Origin of the sequence: Exiguobacterium sp. s16, from assembly GCF_018618115.1 — a bacterium.
Lineage (GTDB): Bacteria > Bacillota > Bacilli > Exiguobacteriales > Exiguobacteriaceae > Exiguobacterium > Exiguobacterium mexicanum_A.
Map to the genome: position 1 here is coordinate 240,884 of NZ_JACSLM010000004.1, position 23,329 is coordinate 264,212.

23 protein-coding genes and 1 pseudogene are annotated in these 23,329 nt (G+C 50.3%); 2 read left to right on the forward strand and 22 right to left on the reverse strand.

What is annotated here, in order from left to right; translation table 11 throughout:
* From KNP86_RS10070 to KNP86_RS10165, 20 genes are all read right to left on the reverse strand, one after another.
* Positions 1-191, reverse strand: a 191-nt coding sequence (locus KNP86_RS10070) for a hypothetical protein (protein ID WP_214754152.1), incomplete at its 3' end; no start/stop codon positions are given.
* A gap of 186 nt (positions 192-377) precedes the next feature.
* Positions 378-1,016, reverse strand: coding sequence for a sugar transferase (locus KNP86_RS10075; protein ID WP_214754154.1), 639 nt, complete (start codon positions 1,014-1,016; stop codon positions 378-380).
* Positions 1,017-1,028: 12 nt separating this feature from the next.
* Positions 1,029-2,087: a dTDP-glucose 4,6-dehydratase gene (gene rfbB, locus KNP86_RS10080; RefSeq protein WP_214754156.1), complete on the reverse strand. Its 1,059-nt coding sequence runs from the start codon at positions 2,085-2,087 to the stop codon at positions 1,029-1,031.
* On the reverse strand, positions 1,993-2,964 hold the full coding sequence (gene rfbA, locus KNP86_RS10085; protein WP_034778980.1) for a glucose-1-phosphate thymidylyltransferase RfbA: 972 nt from the start codon (positions 2,962-2,964) through the stop codon (positions 1,993-1,995). The genes rfbB and rfbA overlap by 95 nt, the downstream gene beginning before the upstream one ends.
* Positions 2,961-4,139, reverse strand: coding sequence for a DegT/DnrJ/EryC1/StrS family aminotransferase (locus KNP86_RS10090; RefSeq protein WP_214754158.1), 1,179 nt, complete (start codon positions 4,137-4,139; stop codon positions 2,961-2,963). The genes rfbA and KNP86_RS10090 overlap by 4 nt, the downstream gene beginning before the upstream one ends.
* A 10-nt stretch (positions 4,140-4,149) precedes the next feature.
* Complete coding sequence (locus KNP86_RS10095; RefSeq protein ID WP_034778983.1) at positions 4,150-4,866, reverse strand: WbqC family protein; 717 nt, start codon at positions 4,864-4,866, stop codon at positions 4,150-4,152.
* Between the two features lie 12 nt (positions 4,867-4,878).
* Positions 4,879-6,009: a glycosyltransferase family 4 protein gene (locus KNP86_RS10100; protein ID WP_214754160.1), complete on the reverse strand. Its 1,131-nt coding sequence runs from the start codon at positions 6,007-6,009 to the stop codon at positions 4,879-4,881.
* On the reverse strand, positions 6,006-7,163 hold the full coding sequence (gene wecB / locus KNP86_RS10105) for a non-hydrolyzing UDP-N-acetylglucosamine 2-epimerase (RefSeq protein WP_214754162.1): 1,158 nt from the start codon (positions 7,161-7,163) through the stop codon (positions 6,006-6,008). Before wecB ends, KNP86_RS10100 begins: the two co-directional genes overlap by 4 nt.
* Positions 7,090-8,274, reverse strand: coding sequence for a polysaccharide biosynthesis C-terminal domain-containing protein (locus KNP86_RS10110; protein WP_214754164.1), 1,185 nt, complete (start codon positions 8,272-8,274; stop codon positions 7,090-7,092). Before KNP86_RS10110 ends, wecB begins: the two co-directional genes overlap by 74 nt.
* On the reverse strand, positions 8,271-9,296 hold the full coding sequence (locus KNP86_RS10115; protein ID WP_034778988.1) for a polysaccharide biosynthesis protein: 1,026 nt from the start codon (positions 9,294-9,296) through the stop codon (positions 8,271-8,273). Before KNP86_RS10115 ends, KNP86_RS10110 begins: the two co-directional genes overlap by 4 nt.
* A 191-nt stretch (positions 9,297-9,487) precedes the next feature.
* Positions 9,488-11,029, reverse strand: coding sequence for an oligosaccharide flippase family protein (locus KNP86_RS10120; RefSeq protein WP_214754166.1), 1,542 nt, complete (start codon positions 11,027-11,029; stop codon positions 9,488-9,490).
* 15 nt (positions 11,030-11,044) lie between these two features.
* Complete coding sequence (locus tag KNP86_RS10125; RefSeq protein ID WP_214754168.1) at positions 11,045-12,109, reverse strand: EpsG family protein; 1,065 nt, start codon at positions 12,107-12,109, stop codon at positions 11,045-11,047.
* A gap of 22 nt (positions 12,110-12,131) precedes the next feature.
* Positions 12,132-13,067, reverse strand: coding sequence for a glycosyltransferase family 2 protein (locus KNP86_RS10130; protein WP_034778993.1), 936 nt, complete (start codon positions 13,065-13,067; stop codon positions 12,132-12,134).
* A 54-nt stretch (positions 13,068-13,121) separates the two neighbouring features.
* Entirely contained in the window at positions 13,122-13,826 is a 705-nt protein-coding gene (locus KNP86_RS10135) for a CpsD/CapB family tyrosine-protein kinase (RefSeq protein WP_214754170.1), read from the reverse strand.
* Positions 13,789-14,565 carry a YveK family protein gene (locus tag KNP86_RS10140; protein ID WP_052090165.1) on the reverse strand — a complete coding sequence of 259 codons (777 nt, stop codon included), beginning with the start codon at positions 14,563-14,565 and terminating at the stop codon, positions 13,789-13,791. Before KNP86_RS10140 ends, KNP86_RS10135 begins: the two co-directional genes overlap by 38 nt.
* Positions 14,566-14,699: 134 nt before the next feature.
* Positions 14,700-15,857: a glycosyltransferase family 4 protein gene (locus KNP86_RS10145; protein WP_214754172.1), complete on the reverse strand. Its 1,158-nt coding sequence runs from the start codon at positions 15,855-15,857 to the stop codon at positions 14,700-14,702.
* Positions 15,858-15,870: 13 nt separating this feature from the next.
* Positions 15,871-16,923 carry a glycosyltransferase family 2 protein gene (locus tag KNP86_RS10150; protein ID WP_052090166.1) on the reverse strand — a complete coding sequence of 351 codons (1,053 nt, stop codon included), beginning with the start codon at positions 16,921-16,923 and terminating at the stop codon, positions 15,871-15,873.
* Between the two features lie 177 nt (positions 16,924-17,100).
* Positions 17,101-18,054, reverse strand: coding sequence for a glycosyltransferase family 4 protein (locus KNP86_RS10155; RefSeq protein ID WP_251130488.1), 954 nt, complete (start codon positions 18,052-18,054; stop codon positions 17,101-17,103).
* A 421-nt stretch (positions 18,055-18,475) separates the two neighbouring features.
* A complete protein-coding gene (locus tag KNP86_RS10160; RefSeq protein WP_214754176.1) occupies positions 18,476-19,384 on the reverse strand; it encodes an NAD(P)-dependent oxidoreductase in 909 nt (302 codons plus the stop codon).
* Positions 19,381-20,226 carry an aldolase/citrate lyase family protein gene (locus KNP86_RS10165; RefSeq protein ID WP_034778999.1) on the reverse strand — a complete coding sequence of 282 codons (846 nt, stop codon included), beginning with the start codon at positions 20,224-20,226 and terminating at the stop codon, positions 19,381-19,383. Before KNP86_RS10165 ends, KNP86_RS10160 begins: the two co-directional genes overlap by 4 nt.
* 283 nt (positions 20,227-20,509) lie before the next feature.
* On the opposite strand from KNP86_RS10165, the gene KNP86_RS10170 reads away from it, so the two are divergent.
* Entirely contained in the window at positions 20,510-21,157 is a 648-nt protein-coding gene (locus tag KNP86_RS10170) for an acetyltransferase (RefSeq protein ID WP_214754178.1), read from the forward strand.
* Positions 21,158-21,199: 42 nt separating this feature from the next.
* Here KNP86_RS10170 and KNP86_RS10175 read toward each other — a convergent pair whose 3' ends face one another.
* Positions 21,200-21,655, reverse strand: a complete 456-nt coding sequence (locus KNP86_RS10175) for a hypothetical protein (protein WP_214754180.1) — start codon at positions 21,653-21,655, stop codon at positions 21,200-21,202.
* A gap of 343 nt (positions 21,656-21,998) precedes the next feature.
* Between KNP86_RS10175 and KNP86_RS10180 the strand changes: the two are divergent.
* Positions 21,999-22,310: pseudogene (locus KNP86_RS10180) on the forward strand (PTS transporter subunit EIIB); the annotation flags it as partial.
* On the opposite strand, the gene istA reads toward KNP86_RS10180, so the two are convergent.
* The gene (gene istA / locus KNP86_RS10185; RefSeq protein ID WP_353048170.1) at positions 22,214-23,113 is read right to left on the reverse strand and encodes an IS21 family transposase; all 900 of its coding nucleotides are present in this window, start codon (positions 23,111-23,113) and stop codon (positions 22,214-22,216) included. The pseudogene KNP86_RS10180 and the gene istA overlap by 97 nt on opposite strands.
* Between the last annotated feature and the right edge of the window lie 216 nt (positions 23,114-23,329).

A 23,329-nucleotide genomic window follows, 5' to 3' on the forward strand; every position in this document is an offset into this window, starting at 1 on the left:
CGTGGCGATGACGTCATGTTGTCCGTCACCACAACCTCGATCGGCACCGTGTCGCCGACCGTGTACTCCTTCGCCGGGAACGTGTGGCTCACAATCACTGGTGGTTCGGCATCTTCCGCCCCCAACACCCTCCAATCAAACGAACTAAATACCAATAACATCACTACAATCAAACTGACCCACTTTTTCATTCATATCTTCCTTTGTACTTTATATGTAACACCCATTAAGATTTTCCAAAGAACAATATACCATCTAATTTCTAAATTTTGTCTCCTGTTTTTATAAAAAGGTGTATGTTTTCCGATACCACGACATAAAAAATACCAGGTCCCTATCAGACGACTCATCCGACAGATATCCTGGTTATTTTCGACTCACTTATTTCCGATGCGATATTTCGCCTCCACCGTGTCCTCCCCCATAAACGCCTCCATCGTCGCCGCCGTATCCGACGAGATCCCGTCCTTCTTCACGACTTTCCCGACCGTCTGCAAGATGATCTTCCAGTCATTGAGAAACGTGACGTTGTCGACATACTTCACGTCGAGCGCGAAACGATCGGGCCACGACAGTCGGTTCCGTCCGTTCACTTGAGCAAGGCCCGTCAGTCCGGGACGGATGTCATGTCGTCGGCGCTGCTCCTCGTTATAACGCGGCAAATACTCGACGAGCAACGGGCGCGGTCCGACGATGGCGATGTCACCCTTGACGATGTTGAGCAAACTCGGCAACTCATCGAGACTGAGCGAACGAAGCTTGTTCCCGAACGGGGTCAAACGAACCTCGTCCGGCAACAGCTCCCCGTGCTCATCCCGCTCGTCGGTCATCGTCCGAAATTTCACCATCTCAAAGATGACGCCGTCCTTGCCCGGACGTTTTTGTTTGAACAGCACCGGTCCCCCGAGCTTCCACTTGATGAGGCCGGCGATCGTGACGAGGACTGGACTTAAAACGAGCAGTGAGATCGTCGCAAGAATCATGTCTTGCGGACGTTTCACAAAACGTGCATACATGGGAACTCCCTCCTATCGGAACGAAGAATACATCGAGTCGTAGTAGGATTGATACGCACCGGACACAATTCGTTCAATCCATTCAGGATGCTCCACATACCATTGAATCGTCTCGACGATTCCATCTTCAAATCGATATCGCGGGGTCCATCCGAGTTCGTCGGCCATCTTGGTCGCGTCGATCGCGTAACGTCGATCGTGTCCCGGGCGGTCTTTCACGAATTGAATCAACTCGTCTGACTGTCCGAACGCTTTAATGATGATGTGGACGAGCTCCAAGTTTGTTTTTTCGTTATGCCCCCCGATGTTGTAAACCTCACCGAAACGTCCGTTCTCTCGAACAACATCGATGGCCTCACAGTGATCGCTCACATGCAACCAGTCCCGAATCTGTTGGCCATCGCCGTAAACCGGTAACGGCAAGTTCGACATACAGTTATGAATCATGAGCGGGATGAGCTTCTCCGGGAACTGGTACGGCCCATAGTTGTTGCTGCATCGCGTCGTCTTGACCGGCAACCCGTACGTCTCGTGATAGGCCCGAACGAGCAGGTCGGAGCTCGCTTTCGAGGCCGAATACGGACTGTTCGGGGCAATCGGCGAGTCCTCGGTGAAATAACCGGTCGCGTCGAGTGATCCGTACACTTCGTCCGTCGATACATGGACAAAACAGACGCCTGCCTTATACTCCCGGCTGTACTTATCATCAGGGGCGACTTTCCAATGACGCATCGCCGTGTCGAGTAGCACTTGCGTCCCAAGAACGTTTGTCGTCAAAAACAGTTCAGGCTCGGTGATGCTACGGTCCACATGCGATTCTGCTGCGAAGTGGACGACTTCATCAACTTCATACGTCGTGAACAATCGGCCCATCACTTCTCGGTCACGGATGTCGGCTTTCTCGAAATGGTAGAGGGGATCTGCCTCGAACTCCCGAAGGTTCTCGAGATTTCCTGCATACGTGAGTGCATCGACGTTAAGAATGCGGTACGTTGGATGTTTTGCCCGCAAGTGTTTTATGAAATTTGAACCGATGAACCCGGCTCCGCCAGTCACTAGGATTGTTCGCATCCGTTCTCTCTCCTTCCTCGACGAGTGATAAGAGATATTGTCCATAATCGGTCATCTTGAGCGTCAAACCGATATCCTTCAACTCGTCTCGCGTGATGAATCCGCGACGCCAGGCGATCTCCTCGAGACAGGCGATGTAATAACCTTGCCGCTCTTGGACCGTTTGGACGAACACGGACGCTTTGATCATACCTTCTGGCGTTCCGGTGTCGAGCCATGCCATCCCTCGTCCGAACAGCACGACGTTCAACTCCCCGCGCTCGAGATACATGTTGTTGATCGACGTGATTTCAAGTTCGCCCCTTGCGGAAGGTTCGACACGTTTGGCGAATTCGACGACTTGATTGTCGTAGAAGTATAGTCCCGGGACCGCATAATTCGATTTTGGGGCCGCCGGTTTTTCTTCGATCGAGACGACCCGGTTTTCGGCATCGAATTCGACGACACCAAAGGCTCGTGGATCTTTTACCGGGTAGCCAAAGACAGTCGCCCCTTGTTTTTTCGCTTGCGCGTGTTTCAAGAAGCGCGTCAAATCGGGTCCGTAAAACACGTTATCCCCTAAGATGAGACAGACCGAATCATCGCCGATAAAATCCGCTCCTAGAATAAAGGCGTCGGCCAGTCCGACCGGCTTCGTCTGTACTTTATAGGAAATGTCGATGCCAAGCTGATGGCCGTCCCCGAACAGACGCTCATATCCACCGATATCTTGCGGGGTCGAAATGAGCAGGATTTCTCGAATCCCCGCTAACATCAACACGGACATCGGATAGTAAATCAACGGTTTATCGTAGATCGGTAACAGTTGTTTGGAGACGGCCTTTGTCATCGGATAGAGGCGCGTTCCGTTCCCGCCTGCTAATATGATGCCTTTCATCGTTTCATCATCCTTTCTTGAATCACCGTGCAAATCCGTGTCACGTCTTCTGCGGCAAGGTCTGGATAAAGCGGAAGTGTCAGCACCCGCTCGGCAATCTCACGGGCGACGGGGGTGCTGCGGCTCGCAAACCGGTTCTGATTCCACGCATAATCCGTCACGAGCGGATAGAAATACTTCCGGGTGAAGATACCTTCCTTCGCCAAGGCGTCATGCAGCTCATCCCGTCGATTCTCCTCCGCCGTCAAGATGATGGGATAATAGGAATGGTTCGTTTTGACGCCGGGTTGAGGTGTCAGGATTCGAATCCCTTGGACGTTTTTGAGTAACGCGTCATATTGCTCGCGCACGCGTTTCCGACGCATGATCGTCTCCTCGATATGACGCAAGTTACATAATCCCATCGCAGCCTGAAACTCATTCATTTTGGCGTTTCCACCCGGCTCTTGAACCGTTTCCGGGCCAGTAATGCCAAAGTTTTTCAACTGATCGAAACGGGACTTCAAGGCCGGGTCATTGTACGTCAAGGCGCCACCTTCAATCGTATGAAACACTTTCGTGGCGTGGAAACTGAACATCGAGACGTCCCCGAACGTGCCGATTCCTCGACCGTTCACGTTGACGCCGAACGTATGGGCCGCGTCATAAATCACTTTCAGGTTGTGTTGCTTGGCAATCGCCTCGATTGCCTCGACGTCGCATACATTTCCGTACACATGGACGGGTAGGATGGCCGAGGTTTTCGTCGTGATCAGTCGCTCTAATTTGGAAGCGTCGAGTGTAAAGTCGTCTGGACGGATATCTCCGTACACGGGTGTCAGCCCTTTACGGATTAAGGCGTGACTCGTCGAAGCAAAGGTGAAAGGGGTCGTGATGACTTCTCCCGTCAATCCGAGTGCCTCGATTGCCGTCTCGAGTGCCAAGTGTCCGTTCGTGAACAGGGATACGTGCTCGACTCCTAAATAATCAATCAACTCATGTTCGAGTTGCTGATGTTTGGCGCCGTTGTTCGTCAACCATCCCGATGCCCACAACTCACGAATCTCATCCGTATACTCTTCAAATGATGGGAGTATCGATTTGGTGACGGGAATAGCTTCTGGCGGACAGTCAGGCTGATTTGATGCTGGATGAGCCGGAAATGCGGCGGATTGGATATCGACGATGTGTAGCATAAGGCACCTCCTAGGTCACTTGGCGATTCGAGACGAGTGCGTACCGTTCAAGCATGAATTGGATTTCCGGTTTGGAACAATGCATCATCACGTCGATGATGGACAAGTTCGGTTGGAACGTATAGGGCCCTTGATCGTACGTGATTGAATCGGTCTTGATAAACGATAGATCAATCCTCGCCTGTTCGAACACATCGGCATCATACAAGCACATTCCGTTGATCGCATTCACGTAATGCGTCGCCCTTAACTGTTCACACATCTTGATAATCCTCGCTTGGCCCTTCAATCCGAATCCAGCGTTCAACTCCGACGAAAGAATGAATGTCGTCGAGATGCCGAGATACCGTGCGACTTCCTCGATGCCGTTTGCCAAATACTTCCCGACGTTTCGTTCGGGATGACGAATCACTCGTTCGAGCAATGGGAAGACGTGTTCGAACTGAGGGGCTTTGTGATAGGCGTGTCGCAACAGTTTCAACTGTTGTTCGGCAATCTCATCCGGTTGTGCCCGTTCATGGTCGCAAATCAAACGATTTTGGCTCATCTTTTGAATTGATAACGTGAACGGGTGAGGGTTTCCATCAATCAGGACACGATTTCGATGAATCCACCCTTTTTTGATGAAATGAACGTCGTCATACACAACGAATGTATCGACCGCATGGATCAACTGGAAGTACCCGATATAAGGGAAGAAGTAAGGTTGCATGATGCCCACGTTCATGACGTCTCTCCTTTACGAAATGATTTGTTTCGCGCGTAACGTGTCATAGTATCCTTTGGCCGTGACATCGTTTCGATGGAACTTGACGAGTTCTCGCGATAACATGCCATGTTCGATGAGACGCTCCGGATGTTCGAGGTACTGTTCAATCCCTCGTTCGATCGATTCGACCGTGATGTCACACATGTAGCAGTTCTTTCCGTCTACGGAGTGATGGGAGACGTTATTGATTTGATCGCTGATGACGACCCCCATGCCTGAGGCTCTCGCTTCGATGATGGTCCCGTTCCCGTTAGAATACGTGGCCGGCAGGACCAAGATATCCGCTTGTTCATACACTTTCGGCATCTCGTCCCACGCCCGGATCTCATCTAAGAAGTGGACGTTCTTCAAATCGTGCTCTGCGATATATGCTTTACACGCCTCGAGTTGTTGTCCGGAATTGTTCAAATAGAGTTCGAGGGAATAGCGTTTTGATAAATTCCGATATGCTTCTAACACGAGCAGCGGCTGATAGCGTTCGACGAGACGATTCGCAAACAAAAGTTTGAACGTGTCGTCCAGCTGTTTCCGTCTCAACCCATGATCGAAGTAAGCATCAATGTCCTGTGCATATGTCGCATGCACAACTTTTTCAGGATCAAACCCGAGATGATCCTTGAATTGCTTGACCGCTACCGCCCCCATCCCGAAATATAAGTCGGCATCCTTGAACATCCAGTGCAACAGTTTCGTTTTATATGGATTGTCTTGAGGATTCGTGAGCCGATCAGAAGGGTCGTCGTCATTTTGTAGCGGACGAATCGGTTCACTCATGACGACGGTCTTGATTCCGAACAGTTTTGCCACTCTCACGATGCCGGCATGTCCAGCCATGAATCCGCCAAGTAGGATGACATCCGGTTTGAACCGAATCAGCTCTGGGATCAATCCGAGCGAGAGATAACCGAGTTTGGGAAACCACTTCGTGTGTTTTAAGATTTGACACTTCTCGCCGAGCGGGATTTTCCACCAGTCCGGCCGATTTTGATCGAGGTGCTCATAAAACCAAAATTCAGCGTCAAAATATTCTTCCAAGGCGTAGCACAGTTTCACTTGATAAGGGGAAGCGATATTCCCGATAAAGACGAGTTTTTGTTTCATCGTTCACCCTCCCTTACGGTTTGACGGGGGTCGGTCGTGCCTTTCCATACCTCGCGTCGGACGTAATCCGTGTACGAGATCAAAATCCGTACCACTTTGTCCGAGACGTTCGGCATGCTGTAGTCACTGACGAGGCGAGGCCGCTCCTGCTCCATGACGACCGACATTCCTTGTAAGATTCGCTCTTTCTCAAGCCCGACCATCAAGACGGCCCCTTCTTCCATCGCCTCCGGCCGCTCATGCGTCTCTCGGATATTCAATCCTCTCAAGCCAAGGATGGAAGACTCTTCGCTGATTGTCCCGCTGTCACTGAGCACCGCTTTAGCATGCAGTTGAAGGTGGTTATAGTCGACAAATCCGAGCGGCTTGAGAAGTCGAACCAACGGATGGAACGAGACGTTCAATTCATGGATCCGCTTCATCGTCCGAGGATGGGTGCTGACGATGACCGGTAGTCCATACTGCCCCGCGATTGCGTTCAAACTGTCGACAAGTGCCAAGAAGTGTTTGTCGGAGTTGACGTTCTCTTCTCGATGCGCCGAGACGATGAAGTAGTGGTCCGGAGTCAGTTCAAGCCGGCTCAGCACATCTGACTGTTCAATCGCCTCTCGTTTCGACATCAACACCTCGAACATCGGGCTTCCCGTCTTGATGATTCGTTCCGCCGGGAGCCCTTCTCGGAGAAGGTATTCCCGGGCGATATCGCTGTACGTCAAATTCACGTCCGCGGTATGGTCGACGATCTTGCGGTTGATTTCTTCCGGGACACGTTGGTCGAAGCAACGGTTTCCCGCCTCCATATGGAAAATCGGGATTTTCCGGCGTTTGGCTGCAATCGCCGCAAGACAAGAGTTTGTATCTCCGAGAATCAACACCGCATCCGGACGTTCGAGTTCAAGCACGGGATCGACTTGGATGAGAATGTTACCAATCGTCTCAATCGGGCTGCCCGTCGCAGAATTAAGAAAGTAATCGGGTTTTCGCAAAGAGAAATCCTCGAAAAACACTTCATTTAATTCATAGTCATAATTTTGTCCCGTATGCACGAGGACGTGCTCGATGGCCTCAGAGTGTTCCAGTTTATGAATAACGGCCGACAGGCGTATGATTTCGGGACGCGTCCCGACGATGGTCATCACTTTGAGTCGTTTCATCTTGCACCTCCATAAAGTATGTGTCCGGGTTGTTCGGGTCATAGGCCTCATTCACCCACATGACGGTCACCAAGTCGGTCGTTCCGATGTTTTCAATGTTGTGTGTATAGCCGGTTGGGATATCGAGCACACGCATCATCTCTCCCGTGACGTGATACGTATGGACCTCGTTCTCTCCGACCTTGCGGAAACGAATCAACGCCTCGCCGCTGACCACGAGGAACTTTTCATTTTTCGTGTGGTGCCAGTGGTTCCCTTTCGTAATTCCCGGCTTGGCAACGTTGACGGACACTTGTCCCCGGTCGGGTGTCCGGATGAATTCCGTGAACGACCCGCGTGCATCTTCATTCAACTTCAAGTCATAAGCGAAGCGATCGACAGGCAAGTAACTAAGGTACGTGCTGTACAGTTGCTTCGTAAACACATCCTCTAAATTCGGGACGGCCAAGCTTTGGCGACTTTCTTTGAATGTCTGTAACAAGTCGGCGATTCGGCCGAGCTCGATTGGCGGATGGACTGCAACTTCTTCCTCATACACGGCCTGGGTTCGTCTTCTCACATCGAGCAAGCCGACCAACGCATCGATCACGTCATCGATATACGCCAGTTGCACGGTGCGTGCCGGGTCGTGAATTTCTATCGGCAAGTCTCGTGCCACCCGATAACAAAATGTTGCGACGACACTGTTATAATTCGGCCGTCCCCACTTTCCAAACAGGTTCGGGAAGCGGAACAGATAGATGGTGCGCCCCGTTTTCTCATGTTCGTGTCTCAAGACCTTCTCCGCCGCGAGTTTACTGCGTCCATACGGATTGTCCTGAGTCGCTTGAATCGAGGAGGCAAACATGATGGGCGCGTCATTCTCATGAGCGGTTAACGATGCGACCAACTGCTCGGTGGACCCGGTGTTCCCTTCCACAAACTCGGTTTCAGTTTCCGAGCGGTTCACCCCGGCCAAGTGGTAGACGAACTCAGCGTGTTGGCAAAATTGTTGAAGTTCGGCTTCCGACGTATCGCGCGTGGACGAGAATACATCGTGACCCCGTGCGGTTAATTCGGCGACCAGATTCTTGCCGATGAATCCAGTTGCCCCGGTGACAAGAATCTTCATGATACTTTCACCCAGCTCGCAAGTTCTTGTTGGATGTACGGAAGGGTCAACAAGAGTTGCTTCACTTGCTCGACGTTCAACTGTTCTGTGTTGGCCGAGTTATATTCGCCCTCGACCGTCAAGCGCTTGCTTCCTTCATTGAAATATTTATCGTAGTTCAAGTCGCGCGTGTCAGCCGGCACCCGGTAAAAGCCGCCCATGTCTTCCGCGACGACATTCTCTTCTCGTGTCAATAACGTCTCGTATGACTTTTCACCATGCCGTGTGCCAATGACTTTGATCGGGTTGTTCGCATGGAACAGCTCGAGCAACGCTTGGGCCAACACTCCAATCGTGGACGCAGGTGATTTTTGGACCATGATATCTCCCGCATGCGCGTTCTTGAAGGCGAAGACGACGAGTTCGACCGCATCTTCGAGACTCATCAAGAACCGTGTCATGAACGGGTCCGTCACGGTCAACGGCTCGCCCCGTTTAATTTGGTCCACGAATAATGGAATGACAGAACCCCTTGATGCCATGACGTTTCCATAACGTGTGCCGCAAATCAATGTTTGGTCCGGGCCCACGGCTTTTGCTTTGGCGACGAAGACTTTTTCCATCATCGCTTTCGAAATGCCCATCGCATTGATCGGATAGGCCGCCTTGTCCGTCGATAGGCAGATGACCTTTTGGACTTGTTGTTCGATGGCCGCGTTCAAGACGTTATCCGTCCCGAGCACGTTCGTCTTCACTGCTTCTAGAGGGAAGAACTCGCACGAAGGAACTTGTTTCAATGCCGCCGCATGAAAGACGTAATCGACGCCGTACATCGCGTTGCGCACACTGTTCACATCACGAACATCTCCGATATAAAATTTGAGTTTATCGTCATGATAGAGCTTACGCATATCGTCCTGCTTTTTCTCGTCTCGTGAAAAAATGCGAATCTCTTTAATATCCGTTTTCAGGAAACGTTGCATGACAGCGTTTCCGAATGAGCCTGTGCCTCCAGTGATCAATAATGTCTTGTCCTTAAACATTGCGAATCCTCTCCTTTGTCATGATGTCAGTTGCTTCTAAAGGTGATGGGAAAGTTGAGTTGGAAACAATTGCAATGATGTTGATACTATCGTGTTACCCGTCTCATTATGAGAATAGGAAAGAAATGTTTATCATTTTTTTGAAAGATGACATGTCTAATGTTTGCATCCCTTGAAAAAAGACACCCCGTTCAGGATGTCTTCGATGCATGTCTGATAAACCCACGCAACAGTTCTTTTTCATCATCCCGAAACGTGAAGATCCATAGAAAGATAAAGTAGACGAGACCGAGCGCAGCAGCTTTAAATAGAAAATAAATTAGTGAGTCGACAGGTAAGTATCGTTGCACCAGTAGGCCCGCCACGCCTAGAAAAACCAATGCCGGGGCAATCTTCACATGACATTCGTAGAAAAATTTCCACATATTTAATTTCAAGACGCGTATATATACCATGTTCATAAAGACGACAGTACCAACCAAATTCCCAATCAAGATGGCGATGGCAGCACCAATCGCCCCGTAATGCGGCGATAAGAGAAGCGACAGAATCACACTGACCGTCGCGACGATGAGCGATGCGAACGCCCGATACTTGATTTGATTGACCGCGATTAACGTCGTGTAGGCGATTTCTTGCGTCAATGTGATAATTCCAGGAAGAATGAGTAATAACGCGACCACATAGGACGGAAAGAAATCGGGACCGACCCATAGACCGATGAACTCCCGACCCATCGTCGCAAAACTGATGATAATCAATCCGACGATGTACAGCTGGATGCGTCCGACACGGACCAATAAGTTATCCAATTCGGACTGTCGATTATAGGTGGTCATACGCGTGACCTTCGGCAGGAAGAGTGATCCAATCGCTGATGAAATGGTCCAAACATACCCCTCAATGACCATCCCGATTGAGAACAAGGCGATGGAGGCACTGCTCGCCAAAGCCCCGAGAATGGTCGGGGTGATGTTCAAGATGAAACGTTGGGCGATAGCGATGACGGTCGTCCAAGAGGAGAAGGAAAAGATATCCCGGTACATCGAACGGCTGTTATGCAAAAAGTCGATGGCCGTCTCCGTTCTGCGGAGCAGGTAGATGCCTTTGCCGATGATGATGGATAGACCGACGATGGCGTTGACGAAAACGAGTGCGTACAAGCCAAATCCGAACAAGAGCGCACCAATCATCAAGACGACGGTCGATACTTTCTCGATCAAGTTGAACCAGTTGAGGACGACGAACCGTTCGTTCGCGATAAAAATCCCATTGAACGGTTTGGTCGGGAACAAGACGACGATGTAAAAGCCGACCATAATATATAAAACTTTAAGCGTCTCCACTTCAGTCGGTGATAGACTCGCGTAAATCGTATCGATCATCACGTACACACCAATCAGGACAATTCCAATCAGAATTGCAATGCCGAGGAAAAGTTTGAACGCGACACCTAGAAAACGGGACGCTCCTTCTGAGTCTCCGAGCGCATGATATTTTGACAGGAAGCGTGACACCGCCGCCTCTAAGCCGAAATCTAGCGCGAAGATGCTGACGAGCGACAGCGATAGCATATAGAGTCCATAGTTCGCCTTCCCAATTTCCGCAATCATCCATGGTGTGTAGAACAGCCCGGCGAGGATATTAAATCCGATGGCGATGTAAGACATGAGTACACCGATTTTGATTTGCCGTGAACTTTTTTGTTCATCAAACTCCACTTTCGTCGTCACCAGATTCCCCTCCCCTTATTTCTGTTGCCAAAAGAACATATAAAGCGGTTCGTTACGGACAAACAAGAGCAGCAGCATCGTGATGGCCACGTAATAGACGAGCAGGCGCTCCCGACGTTCGAAGGAACGAATCAACTCAGGAATCAGAAGCATGACGAAAATAGAAAAGTATTGGACAATCCGCATCATCGAAGGATTGATAAACGTGAGCGGCAGAAAACAAAGGGCGAGCAACAAGGCGTTCAAATAGTGGGTCACGTTCGGGTTGACCGCAATCATCTGTTCACGACGCCAAAGTGAAACGATTGTGATCAGAATCAAGATCATGGAGAAGTTAAAGGTCCCTGCCCCCGTGTAATACTCATATTCGTTGTAACCGCTGATGGTACGGAAGAATTCGAACAATGGGACGCGGAACACGAACAAGAACGGGATCAACGCCCCCATGAACAGCAGATAACGTGGCGTGATCGTCTTCGTCGCCAAGAAATAAAACGGAAGGAAGACTAGTGCGGATTTATGAATCGTCGCTGCTAGCAATACGGCCCCGACAAATGGCCAAAATCGTCTCGTTTGAATAAAATAATAGCCGATTAAGACAGCAATCGCCGTCGCAATCGTTTGACGAATGCCAGTGATGGCAAAGAAGGCATAAAACAAAGTCGAGAAAATTAAGAAACTGAGCAGCGGCTCGGTCGAATTGCGATAAATCCAAACCCCGAACGGAATGAGAAACAGGAGTGCGACCGTCAAGAGATACCATTGATAGTTCTCGGTCGCGATTTGAATCGTCTTCTGCAACAGATAGTAACCGGGATCTCGACCGTCCCCATCCCCAAACACGATGTTGATAAAATTGTCTCCCAGCCGCTCCCACGAGATTCGCTTCGTCTCATCAAACATCCATTTGTATTGCATCGTGTCCGCTCCGACGCTGAAGTGACGAAAGCCAGACAATAGAATCCATTGCCCTGTCGCAATCGTCACAAACAGCAGTTTCCCGTGCTTGATGCCATCGTCACGCAGGAGGAGCGCCGCCCATGCGATCAGAAGCAACATATTAATCAGATAGATCCACATACGACCTCCTCCTTTTCGGCTGTCAGCGGTAACGAAGATTCATCATGCCCCGGTACAGCGTCAATAGACGATGATAGATGAATGACGAGACAAGTAATATCTTTTGATCGACCCAATTCAAATGCCGATTCCCGTCGAACCGCCGAATCAACTCGTCCCTGACTTCGGGCTCGGTCGACCGATAGATGGCTTTAAATACCGTTTTGATTTGAGGGGTGGTTTCGCTGTTGATTGCGTCGAGTCGAATCAATAGCTGTTCGAAGAAGCGAGCCGTTTCGATTGGTGCGAGGTTCGCAATCTTTTTCGTTTGCTGCTTCGCATGAATCCGCGTCTTCTCATGCGGCTCTGTCGTCATCTTGAAATGATAGCCTTCTAGAGCCAAATCAGTGAAACATACCCAGTCTTGGATATACCGATATGACGTCGGAAACCCGCCGACGCGTTTGAGTGCTTGTTTTGGAATCAGTAAGGCGCATCCGCTCAAGCACGCCTCCAGCAACAAATAGTCGAACATATCCTCACTCGTGTACATCCCTTTCGGCTGTCTTCTCGGGCGATGGATTGGACGACCCGACTCATCAATCAGTTTCGTACCGCATGAAAGGATATGATGTTCCGCCTGATCACCTAGTTTCTCTAGATGCTGAACTTGTGTTTTGATTTTATCTGCGGTATAGAGGTCGTCATGACTCAGCCACGAGAACCAATCGCCTCGCATCTTCTCAATCCCTAAGTTGAGCGCGGTCGATACCCCTCCATTCGGTTTTTCGAAGTACCGAATCCGGTTCCCAAAGCTGCGGGCAATCTCCGCCGTCGCACCGCCGTCTGTCGAACCGTCATTGACCACGATCACTTCCACCCGCTCATACGTCTGGGCGAGGGCACTTTCAATCGTTTCCTTCAAATAGTCCGCTCCATTGTAGACGGGGATGACAATCGAGACGAGTGGGTTATTCATTTCGCTTCCTCCTCTTGCTTCCCGTAATTCAAATCAAATCAGCCGATTAATGTTTTATTCATACGTGTATGCGTAGTAAGCATCCTTGCCGGCTCGTTCGCGTTTATTCATCACGATCCCCAACATATGGGCGCCAGACAAGATGAGTTGTTCTTTCGCTTTCAGCACCAAGTCCCGATTCGAGGTATCACAACCTACGACGAGGATGGTCCCATCGGTCTCACTCGCGAGAAGTCGGCTGTCCGCCACATGCATGAGCGGCGGTGCATCCAAGATGATCAAGTCGTACTTCTCCTTCACCTCATCCAACAATTGCTTCATCATCGGCGATGCGAGCAGTTCCGACGGGTTCGGCGGAATCGGACCCGCTGCCAACAAGTGAAGCTTCGGCACTTTTGTCATTTGAACCGAACGGTCGAACGTCGTCCGTTTGGCGAGGACGGTGGACAAGCCCGTTTGACCCGCAAGCTGGAACGTGAAATGGACCGTCGGCTTGCGCATGTCACAATCCATGAGCAGCACCTTTTTTCCAAGTTGTGCGTAGACGATGGCCAAGTTCGAGGCCGTCGTCGATTTCCCTTCGCCTGGTGAAGCCGATGTGACGACGATTGTTTGTAACGTGGCCCCAAGCGCCGTGAATTGTAGATTGGTGCGAATCGTTCGATATTGTTCAGCGATTGGGGATTTAGGATTGGCTAGCGTGATAAGGCTGCGCCCAGAATCACGATGTTTGTCTTGTCTCTTTGACAGGTGGAACATGTGGATCGTCTCCTTTCGGCTCGTTGGCAGCCTCAGTTTTTGGTTTCACTACCTTCGGGTTCATGTCACGTTTTTCAATGACCGGGATCGAACCGATGACCGGCATTGCCAAAATAAGTTCGGCCTCACGCTCATCGTGAATCCGTTTATCGAACGTATGACGGATGAGGGCGAGCACGCCTCCGACCACAAAGCCTGCAAGCAGCCCGATCGCAGTATTCATGACGATATTCGGGGCGATTGGTTCGCCTGGTACGACGGCTTCCGATAGGATGCGAACATTATCGATATTCATCAAATCAGGAATCTCACTGGCGAACACGCGTGTGATGACGTTGGCAATCTCGGTTGCGACGACCGGATCCCCGTACTCCACAACGATGTTAATGACTTGTGATTCTTCTTCACTTTCGACTAAAAGAATCTCACTGATGTCTTTCGGTGCTTCCGCCACTCGAGCTTGGACCTCGTTCAAAATGGCCGGGCTACGCATAATGACTCGATATGTGTTCACAAGAGATAGTGAAGATGAGACTTGTGAACTGTCGACGACATTCGTACCGGCCTCTTCCTTCGGTACAATCAGTACTTGTGTCGAGGCCTCATAAGTCGGTGCAATCACATACTGGCTTAAATAGTAGGCTGCACCCCCGCCAACGAGGATCATCAAGAAAAGAAGCAACATATTTTTCTTTAACACCCCGAATATTTCTGAGAGTAACATCGTTTGACTTTTCACTCATAAGCCCTCCTTCAGACAAAGTTGCGTACACTAAAATCCAGTCGTGACGTTGAGGTCGTTCTCTGTCTTTACTCCTTACCCGACGCTCACTGCAAATCGGAAAGAAATCTTTACCATCTTTTCATGAACTATCATGTCGGCTTATCCTGAACGAATTGTGAATAGATGCGACGCATCTCCGATTTCGAACGGTCGACGTCGAACGCCTTGACCGACTCACTGTTATGGAGCCCCATCTGATGGGACAAATCGAAATCGAGTTGCATCGTCCGGATGGCCCGGGCGAATCCGGTCACGTCTTCCGGCGAACATTTGTAGCCGGTCACCCCGTCGATCGAATAGTCATTGATGCCATGCACGTTCGACGTGATGAGCGGGAGTCCGGCGGCCATCGCCTCGAGCGCGGCCATGCCGAGCCCTTCCCGTTTCGATGGGAAGACGAAGCAGTCCGCCGCCTTCATCACTTCGATGACGTCGTCCCGGAAACCGAGCAAGACCACTTGCCGCTCGAGCCCGAGCTGACGAATGAGCCGCTCGAGGTTTTCCTTGTTGTCACCCGTCCCGGCGATCAAATAACGTAGCGTCGGTTCCTTGAGCGAAGCGATGGCGCGGATAATCGTCTCGTGGTTCTTGTTCTCATTCAACTCGCCGACCGACAACAAGACGAAGTCAGTGTCACTGTCGATGCCGAGCGTTAGACGTTTTGCAGGTCGGTCAATCGTAACCGCCTCGATCCCTTTCGTGTCGACGCCAATCCCCGGGATGCGGAACGTGTGCGACGTCTTGAACGTCTGTGCCCGCGAGAAGTCCTCTTCGTTGATGGTGACGATCGTGTCGGTCATGCGGGCGAGCGTTCGTTCGACCGGATAATACAGCATCCAGTTGAGCGACGGGCTCCCTTTGAAGAAATGAAAGCCATGCGCCGTGTACATGCATGGTGTGTGCGTCTGACGCGCGACGAGCCGGCCGACGACCCCGCCAATCGGCGAGTGGCAGTGGATGAAGTGATAGCGGTTCGCCGTCATCACGGCTTTCAACTGTTGATAGGCGCGGACGTGGCCGTTCATCTTCTTGATGTCGCGCTCGAAATCGATTTGGAAGAGCGTGACGCCGTTCGCCTCTAAGTCCTGTTTGATGCGGGCAATCTTCTCAGGCGAATACATGCTTCCCCATTCAAAGTTCGTGGCGACATCGACTTGATACCCCATCTCTTGGAGCATGCGGATATTGTCGCGGTTAAAGCTCTCGATCATCGAGACGACCGAGGCGACCATGAGCACTCGTTTCATCGTTTTCTCCTCCTCACACACGTTTCCGAAGATAATCGACCCCACGCAACATTAAGACGAGCGGTACGGTCTGTTCATGTTTACAGAGCTGGAAGAACGTCCGCCATTTGATGTCGAAATAACGCATATCCATCTGCGAGTAGGCGCGTTTATATTCTTCTTGCCGGAGCACTTGTTTCAACGACTCTGCCTGGGCGAAAAGTGACTTCGGCGCGGCGAGTTCGTTCAAGCCGATGCCGATCATGCTGAGGGCGATCCGATTATAGAGCGCGTGATTGTAATCTTCTCCAAGCTGATGTGTCTCGATATAGCGCATCAAGATATGGAAGAACTGCATGCGTGAAGCGATGAGGTCTTTATGATAAACACTCGTTTCCGACTTTCTATTCGTTTTTCGATAATGGTAGACCGGATAATCGATATAAATGAACCGATGGCAATGCTCCAACGCTTGGATTTGAAAATATAAGTCGACGAACGTACCATATGGTCCGCCAAATGATAAATGTTTGATGAGATCGCGATGATAGAGCGTGATGCAGTTCGAATTGAGCGCATCCACCGTTTCCGGGTGAGCCAGTTCCTCCCCGACAAGTCCGAACAGACGGCGATGGACATAACGTCTCGTCTCCTCTGCGTTATACGACAAAAAGTCCGCTTCAAAGATTCGTTTCGGGAGTGAACGCCCTTCGTATTCGCGCACATACGTCCCCATGACAGCATCTGCTCGCTCAGCCTCTGCATGTTCGACCATCAACCGAATCGCATCCAGGTCCAGCCAGTCGTCACTGTCGATAAACATGATGTACTCACCCGATGCCAGTTGAAGCCCTCGATTCCGACAAGCGGAACATCCGCGATTTGTCTGGCTGATGACACGAACCCGCGGATCTTTATCGTAGGTCAACGCAATGTCGAGACTGTGATCCGTGCTGCCGTCATCGATACAAATAATTTCGAGGTGTGGATATGTTTGATGGACAAGGCTATCGAGACACTGTCCCAGATAGGCGCTTGTATTGTAGATGGGTACGACCAAACTGACGAGCGGGGTAAGGCTTGGCATGTGGGTCACTCCTTCTAAGTTGTCGTTTCATGATGTGAGGATGCTATCCTCGTTGTTCCCGTAAGCCCTTTCCGGTAACTCACAAACGGAATGAGCCGTGGATAATCTTTTTGTGAAGTATAAAAAACGAAAAAAACCGATTGCATCATCGCAATCGGTTCGTCTATTGAGGTGGGACTATGGAGTTAACATGTCATGATAAATCTGCAACAGACGTTGTAAATTCAATTCTTGGTCGTGGGTGACTTTGGCTCGTCGCTGCGCTGCCGCGGATAAGTTTTTAGCTAACGCATCATCCTCGAAAATTTTGCAGACATAATAAGCCAACATGTAAGGGGCATCATGTTGGTACAGGAACCCTTCTTTTTTGTCGGCCAACATGTCACTCGTCCCCCCTACATAAGACGCAACGGATGGCACACCTAATAGCATCGCCTCCGCCAATGAATTCGGACTGTTTTCGATGGTGGACGGACAGACAAATACATGAGACTCGAGATAACGTTGGCACATCGCTTGCTCGTCCAACGTTCCGGTGAATGAAATATGTTCACTTAAATTATACTGGTCAATCAGCGATTGAATATAATTGCCATAATGTGTGGCGAACAGCTTATTTTTCCAACCGGATCGATCCGTCAAATCGCTGCCGCCAATGTACAACCTCGCATCCGGATACCTTTGCAAAATCAACGGCATGGCTTCTAACATGAAATGCAACCCTTTGATGGAATATTGGCCTTGGCTCAAGAAAATTGAATGGGGTTCACATTTCTCCCGCTCCCATGTCTCATGGTAAAACGATTCCCGTAACGTCTCGTTGCAATGGAAGTAAGTGGCCTGGTCATTAATTTGTGAGACACACGCCCGGTCCCAAGTCGTTCTGCCGATGACATGGTCCACTTTTCGAATCGCCTCCCGTTCAGCCTCCCCGCGCACTTGGAACGTTTTTCGCAATCCGCTCACATGGTCGTGACGAACCCAGTTTCGAAACGTTTTATTGTGGATGGCGTCTTGGGGCAGTCCGGCAAACGTATGTTTCTCGATGACAGAGACGAGCCCTTGGATGGACACCACCGTCTTCACACCTTGTCGTCGGCAAGCGTTGACCATGGCCAACGTGTGCGGCATCTCTGTCCCAAAGATATGAACGAGGTCTGGCGACACTTCCTGGAGAATTGTTGCGAATCGTTGATGATCTTGAATAGAAGGATCACTCACCTTTTTTATCGGAGAGAATGGATAATATATGATTTTGTCTCCTTCTAACCGTTTCACACGTTTCGCTTGTTTACTTGGAAATGCGACTGAAAGTTTGACTTCATCAAGATTTGACAAATATTTAGAGGTGTTGACGAGCCATCCGCCATATGGGGTTGATGATTCATGTAATAAATGACTTGCCTCGGGCAACGGAATATTAATCAACCATAACACCTTCATACTGGTCTCACCATCCATCTTTATACGTTATAGTCCTCTCGTTCCCTTATTCGGTCTTAAGCCCCTCACTTCCTTTGTCAGTGAACGATTTACACGTATGCACTGTAGGTCAATTGTTTAACTGCTCGATTTTCAGGTGATCCATAATGTTATGAAACAAACGCTCGTTCACTCGGTCCGACACGTACGAATTGTGCGGGGTGAGCGTCACCCACTCGAAGTTATAGAGCGGATGATCGGACGGGAGCGGCTCGGTCTCAAAGACATCCAAGGCGACCCCGAAGAACTTTCCTTCCTCGAGTGCCACGATGAGCGCCTCCTCGTCGATGATCGATCCGCGCGCCACGTTCAATAGGACGGCATCTTCCTTCATCGCCGCAATCGCCTCGGCATCGATCACATGATACGTGTCGTCGGTGAGTGGCAAGGCGACGACGACGACGTCACTCTCCGCCAATACATCATGCAACTCATCCATCAACACGTAACGGTCGACGAACGGCACTTGTTTCTCGCGATGACCGACACCGATGATCGTCATATCAAACGCCCGGAGCCGGGTCGCAACCGCCTCCCCGACGTGACCGAGCCCAAGCAAGGCCACGGTCTTCCCAGTCAATTCGCGTAAACGGCGTTCCTTCTCCCAATGCCGATTCGCCTGCTTCTCGCGAAATGCTGCCCCGTGCTTCATGAAGTCGAGCAGCTGCCAGACGACCCATTCGGCCATCGGCACGGCATACGTGTCGCCGGCGTTATAAACACGGATACCTCGGTCTTCGAGCTCGTCGAGCGGCAGACGGTCGAGTCCGGCACTGATGGCTTGGACGAAACGCAGCCGTTCAAAATCGTCGACGTGACAATATTGGAACACGTTGTTACAAATCAAGCCCTCGACTTCTGAAACGTCGATGTCCGTGACATCCGCCTCTTCACGGAGCGTCGTCACTGTATAGCCAAGTTGTTCGAGTTTTGCGAGTAGTTCAGGAGTCAATCGCACTCCTGTCGACAGCAAATTCAAGATAAGATCCCCTTCCGGTTCTGGATTTCCGCCGTGATGGCATCGACGGTCGAGACGAGGCTCAACCGATTCAATTCCAACCACTCCGGTGTCGCGTGTTCGAGCTGTTGCTCGTACACTCTAATTTTCCATACCCCTTCTTGGAACATTTGTGCCTGTTTGGCGTCAAGTTTTCCAATCGAACCAACGTTACAAAAGCTGCGCGATAGAATCGCAAGTGACGAACCGAGTCGGACATGCTCCCCAATCACTTTCTCGGCCGGGAGCTTCCCTTCCCCAATCCGGGCGATGCCACCAAAGCCATACGGGATGCCCGCCGCCTGCATTTGACGAACAATCGCCTCGATTGTTCCGTCGGCGAGCGGCTCGAATAGGAAACTTTGTCCGTAACTCAAATGAAGGTCGTTCAGCCCGATATGAATGTAGTCGATGCCTGTTAATTTGAGCACGTCCGGCATACAAGCGACGGCCTCTTTCGTCTCACACAACAGACAGACTTTGGCCCGCTTGTCGACGAGTTCGATGAACGTCTCAACTTCGTCAACCGTCTTGTAGTACGGCAACATGACGACGTCCGCTCCACGGTTAATGACCTCATTAATCTCATAGCGTGAGCCTTGGAAAATCGGATTGACGCGGACGAGCAGCTCGGCATGCTTCAAGACCGCGCGCAACCGGCTCACGTCGCGAATCGCGTGGCGCGAGATGACCGTATCAAGATGACCTTGCCGTTCCTCTTTTCCGTTCAACTCCAAATCGACAAATACCCAGTCGACCCCGTTCTGTTCGGCGAGCAGCGCGATATCCGGCTGGTTCGTGATATACATCAGTTTCAAAGGCATGGCGAGCACTCCTTCCGTAGATAGATTACTTTAGGAAAATAGCCCGTCTGAAAAACAACAAAACGGAAATGCGAATAATGCTTTTGCAATCCAAATCATGCTGTTTCAGATTTGTGAACGTGTGTCTTTGTACATAGTTACACACTTCTTATTTGAATATGTTTTGATATCAAACTATGATCGCAACTTCTTTCTAGTTTTGTTTTAAAAATGGGGAATCGGAAATAACTAACGTACAAGATAAAAATTCGACAGCTTTCGGCAAAAAAAGGGGTGGCCAATCATGGAATGGATTGTGATATTTGGTGCAGGCGGTCACGCACAAGTTCTGATTGATATTCTCGAATTGATGGGGGTTTATCGTATTGCTGGAATTTATGATGATAGTCCTTCACTGTTAGGGAAGTTCATTGCAGGATATCCAGTGCTAGGGTTCGTTGATTCGAAAACAGATGTTCAAAGAGGGATCATTGGTGTCGGAGACAACGTTCATCGTGAGCGTATTGCCGAAAAAATTAAGTACCATAACCCAGACTTCAAATTTATCAACGCCATCCACCCGAGCGCCGTCATCGGCAAGAACGTCACGCTCGGTGAAGGGACGGCCGTCATGGCCGGCAGCGTCATTAACCCGAACGCCGTCATCGGTCCGCACAGCGTCGTCAACACGATGGCATCGGTCGATCACGACTGCGTGCTCGAACCGTTCGCTTCGGTCGCCCCGGGTGCCCATCTCGGCGGCAACGTCCATGTCGGCGCCCGCACGTTCATCGGCATGAGCGCGACAATTATCCACAGCGTCCACATCGGCCACGACACGGTCATCGGGGCGGGCGCCACGGTCGTGAAAGACATTCCGAACCACGTCGTCGCCTACGGATCTCCGGCTAAACCGATTAGGGGTCGGATCATGAACGAACGATACTTGTGAACACAAAAACGAGGTCTCCCCGCGCCGGGTGACCTCGTTTTTTCATTTCAGCTCGCGATGCAGCTCACGGTCGGTGATATAGTCCGGTTCAAGTTTCAAGATGATTCGCTCGAAATAGCGTTGAAGCAGATACATCCCGCCGACGAGAACGGCGAGTGTAAGGAAAACGGACGGTCCCGGTGAACCAAGCTCGTACCACCCCAAGATTAAGTAAAGAATCGCTAAACCGGACAACGTCATCCAGAACGGCAACCGGACGAGCCGTTGATACGTCGCATTATCGTTGAACGAGGCCCGGATCGTGCCGAACCGCCACTCGCGGACGAGGAGCGGAATGACGCCAAGAAAACCGAAACCAAGCAAGAGATATTCAGATTGGTCGACCTTATCGATCAGTATCCCGGTGATGATGAACGATGCGACTGCTAAAATGATGGCCCAGCGCTGACTTTGTTTCGCATAGTCGACGAGGCGGCGGATGTGTTGTTCACGTCTCATGATTTGGACTCCTTTTGAATTGTTAATCTGTGTACGAATTCTGTTCACGTTTGGTTTCAATTCAAAATGATTCCCATCTATAGAAGTGAAAAATTCTCACTTGTGACAGATTAAAGAAATCTGAATATTTGTAAATGTAAGCGTTGACATTTCGTTTTGACACATGCTACATTTCAAGTATCAAATAACAACTGAACGGTCTCCTGCGCAGGAATGTTACCTTTAGTGGGCATAACCTGACTCGAGTCAGATGGTAGACGTGATTTCACGTATCTCATCTGACACGGGTCAGGTTTTTTATTTGACGCGAACGTAAAATCCAATGGAAAAGGAAGGTATGGACATGAAATACGAACAGCTCGCACGCGACATTATCCAGCAAGTCGGCGGCAAAGAGAACGTCAACAGCGTCGTCCACTGTATCACCCGTTTGCGCTTCAAATTAAAAGACGAAAGCAAGGCCAACACGGAAGCCATCAAAAACATGGACGGTGTCGTCACCGTCATGAAGAGTGGCGGCCAATACCAGGTCGTCATCGGCAACCACGTCCCCGACGTCTATAAAGCGGTCGTCGAGGTCGGCGGCTTCCAAAACCAGTCACCTGTTGAAGAAGAGGACGGCCCGAAAGGATCATTGTTCAGTCGGTTCATCGAATCGTAATCATGCATGACAGGAGCCGGGACAAGGAAATTGTATCGAACGTATCCCACCTTGTTCTCGACACTTCCTTTCTCGTTCCCACTGTAAGGATTACAGCTTTGGACTTGGAAGCCATAATGAGCCATGAACTGCAGGAAAGCATCTGTATAGATCGCCTCTTCTTTCGTCGTTCGCGGTTGGATGACTGCGGCGGGGAGATTATCGATTCTGAGCTGTTGCGGCACACCACCGATTTCTTCAAAAAGCATTTTGAGCCCCGTCAGGAAGCACTCTTGGTTTTCTGCGGGGAGGGAAACGGCTGCCGTGCGGTTGCTGAAGGGCAGACTCATGACGAGGCACTTCACATCGACCGCATGACTATCTTTGACGACTTCCATCGTCCCAAAATCCACCTGCGCCTCACCCGGAGGGTGCTGCAATCGTTCGTGCCTTGTGTCGTTTTCCTCCTCGCTCGTCATATGCCAGCTCTTGATGAAATTGCAGACCGTTCGGTAAGAACCCTCGAATCCGTTCGCCACCAGCGTTTCATAAATCTTTTTATTCGTTCGTCTTAACTTTTTCTGAAGCATCTGATCCTCGGTCAACCAATCCTCGACCATCTCGCCCCATTTTGTTCCGTACATCATGCCCCTCTTGGGGCGAATGGTTTCACTCGGCAATTGAGCTGAATCCGCATATTTTTTTACCGTCCTCCAATTGAGGTCTAGATTTTTAGCGATTCGATTGATCGAATGTGATTTGTGGTTTCTGAGAAATTTGATACAATTGATATCGGACATTGCTAGCATTCCTTCCATCTCCTAACGTTCTTGTGTCGCAACTTAAACGTTAGGGTGAGATTATGGTTGCTGGCAAGTCCTTTTTCTTTTCTAAAATAGGAGTGCAGAGTTGTGTACGTTTCCGTTGCACACTTCTGCACTCCTATGGTTCTTACGCAATGTTGGTGAAAGATGACGTGCGATTGCCTGAGGGTGGTCGCTCATTTTTTTGCAATATCATTTAACACAGCTTGG

What these genes read in the sequence shown, in the direction of transcription:
- KNP86_RS10075 (WP_214754154.1), bottom strand. Translation starts at nt 1,016, where the DNA reads ATGTATGCACGTTTTGTGAAACGTCCGCAAGACATGATTCTTGCGACG.
- rfbB (WP_214754156.1), bottom strand. Translation starts at nt 2,087, where the DNA reads ATGCGAACAATCCTAGTGACTGGCGGAGCCGGGTTCATCGGTTCAAAT.
- rfbA (WP_034778980.1), bottom strand. Translation starts at nt 2,964, where the DNA reads ATGAAAGGCATCATATTAGCAGGCGGGAACGGAACGCGCCTCTATCCG.
- KNP86_RS10090 (WP_214754158.1), bottom strand. Translation starts at nt 4,139, where the DNA reads ATGCTACACATCGTCGATATCCAATCCGCCGCATTTCCGGCTCATCCA.
- KNP86_RS10095 (WP_034778983.1), bottom strand. Translation starts at nt 4,866, where the DNA reads ATGAACGTGGGCATCATGCAACCTTACTTCTTCCCTTATATCGGGTAC.
- KNP86_RS10100 (WP_214754160.1), bottom strand. Translation starts at nt 6,009, where the DNA reads ATGAAACAAAAACTCGTCTTTATCGGGAATATCGCTTCCCCTTATCAA.
- wecB (WP_214754162.1), bottom strand. Translation starts at nt 7,163, where the DNA reads ATGAAACGACTCAAAGTGATGACCATCGTCGGGACGCGTCCCGAAATC.
- KNP86_RS10110 (WP_214754164.1), bottom strand. Translation starts at nt 8,274, where the DNA reads ATGAAGATTCTTGTCACCGGGGCAACTGGATTCATCGGCAAGAATCTG.
- KNP86_RS10115 (WP_034778988.1), bottom strand. Translation starts at nt 9,296, where the DNA reads ATGTTTAAGGACAAGACATTATTGATCACTGGAGGCACAGGCTCATTC.
- KNP86_RS10125 (WP_214754168.1), bottom strand. Translation starts at nt 12,109, where the DNA reads ATGTGGATCTATCTGATTAATATGTTGCTTCTGATCGCATGGGCGGCG.
- KNP86_RS10130 (WP_034778993.1), bottom strand. Translation starts at nt 13,067, where the DNA reads ATGAATAACCCACTCGTCTCGATTGTCATCCCCGTCTACAATGGAGCG.
- KNP86_RS10135 (WP_214754170.1), bottom strand. Translation starts at nt 13,826, where the DNA reads ATGTTCCACCTGTCAAAGAGACAAGACAAACATCGTGATTCTGGGCGC.
- KNP86_RS10145 (WP_214754172.1), bottom strand. Translation starts at nt 15,857, where the DNA reads ATGAAACGAGTGCTCATGGTCGCCTCGGTCGTCTCGATGATCGAGAGC.
- KNP86_RS10150 (WP_052090166.1), bottom strand. Translation starts at nt 16,923, where the DNA reads ATGCCAAGCCTTACCCCGCTCGTCAGTTTGGTCGTACCCATCTACAAT.
- KNP86_RS10155 (WP_251130488.1), bottom strand. Translation starts at nt 18,054, where the DNA reads ATGCCGCACACGTTGGCCATGGTCAACGCTTGCCGACGACAAGGTGTG.
- KNP86_RS10165 (WP_034778999.1), bottom strand. Translation starts at nt 20,226, where the DNA reads ATGCCTTTGAAACTGATGTATATCACGAACCAGCCGGATATCGCGCTG.
- KNP86_RS10170 (WP_214754178.1), top strand. Translation starts at nt 20,510, where the DNA reads ATGGAATGGATTGTGATATTTGGTGCAGGCGGTCACGCACAAGTTCTG.
- KNP86_RS10175 (WP_214754180.1), bottom strand. Translation starts at nt 21,655, where the DNA reads ATGAGACGTGAACAACACATCCGCCGCCTCGTCGACTATGCGAAACAA.
- istA (WP_353048170.1), bottom strand. Translation starts at nt 23,113, where the DNA reads ATGGAAGGAATGCTAGCAATGTCCGATATCAATTGTATCAAATTTCTC.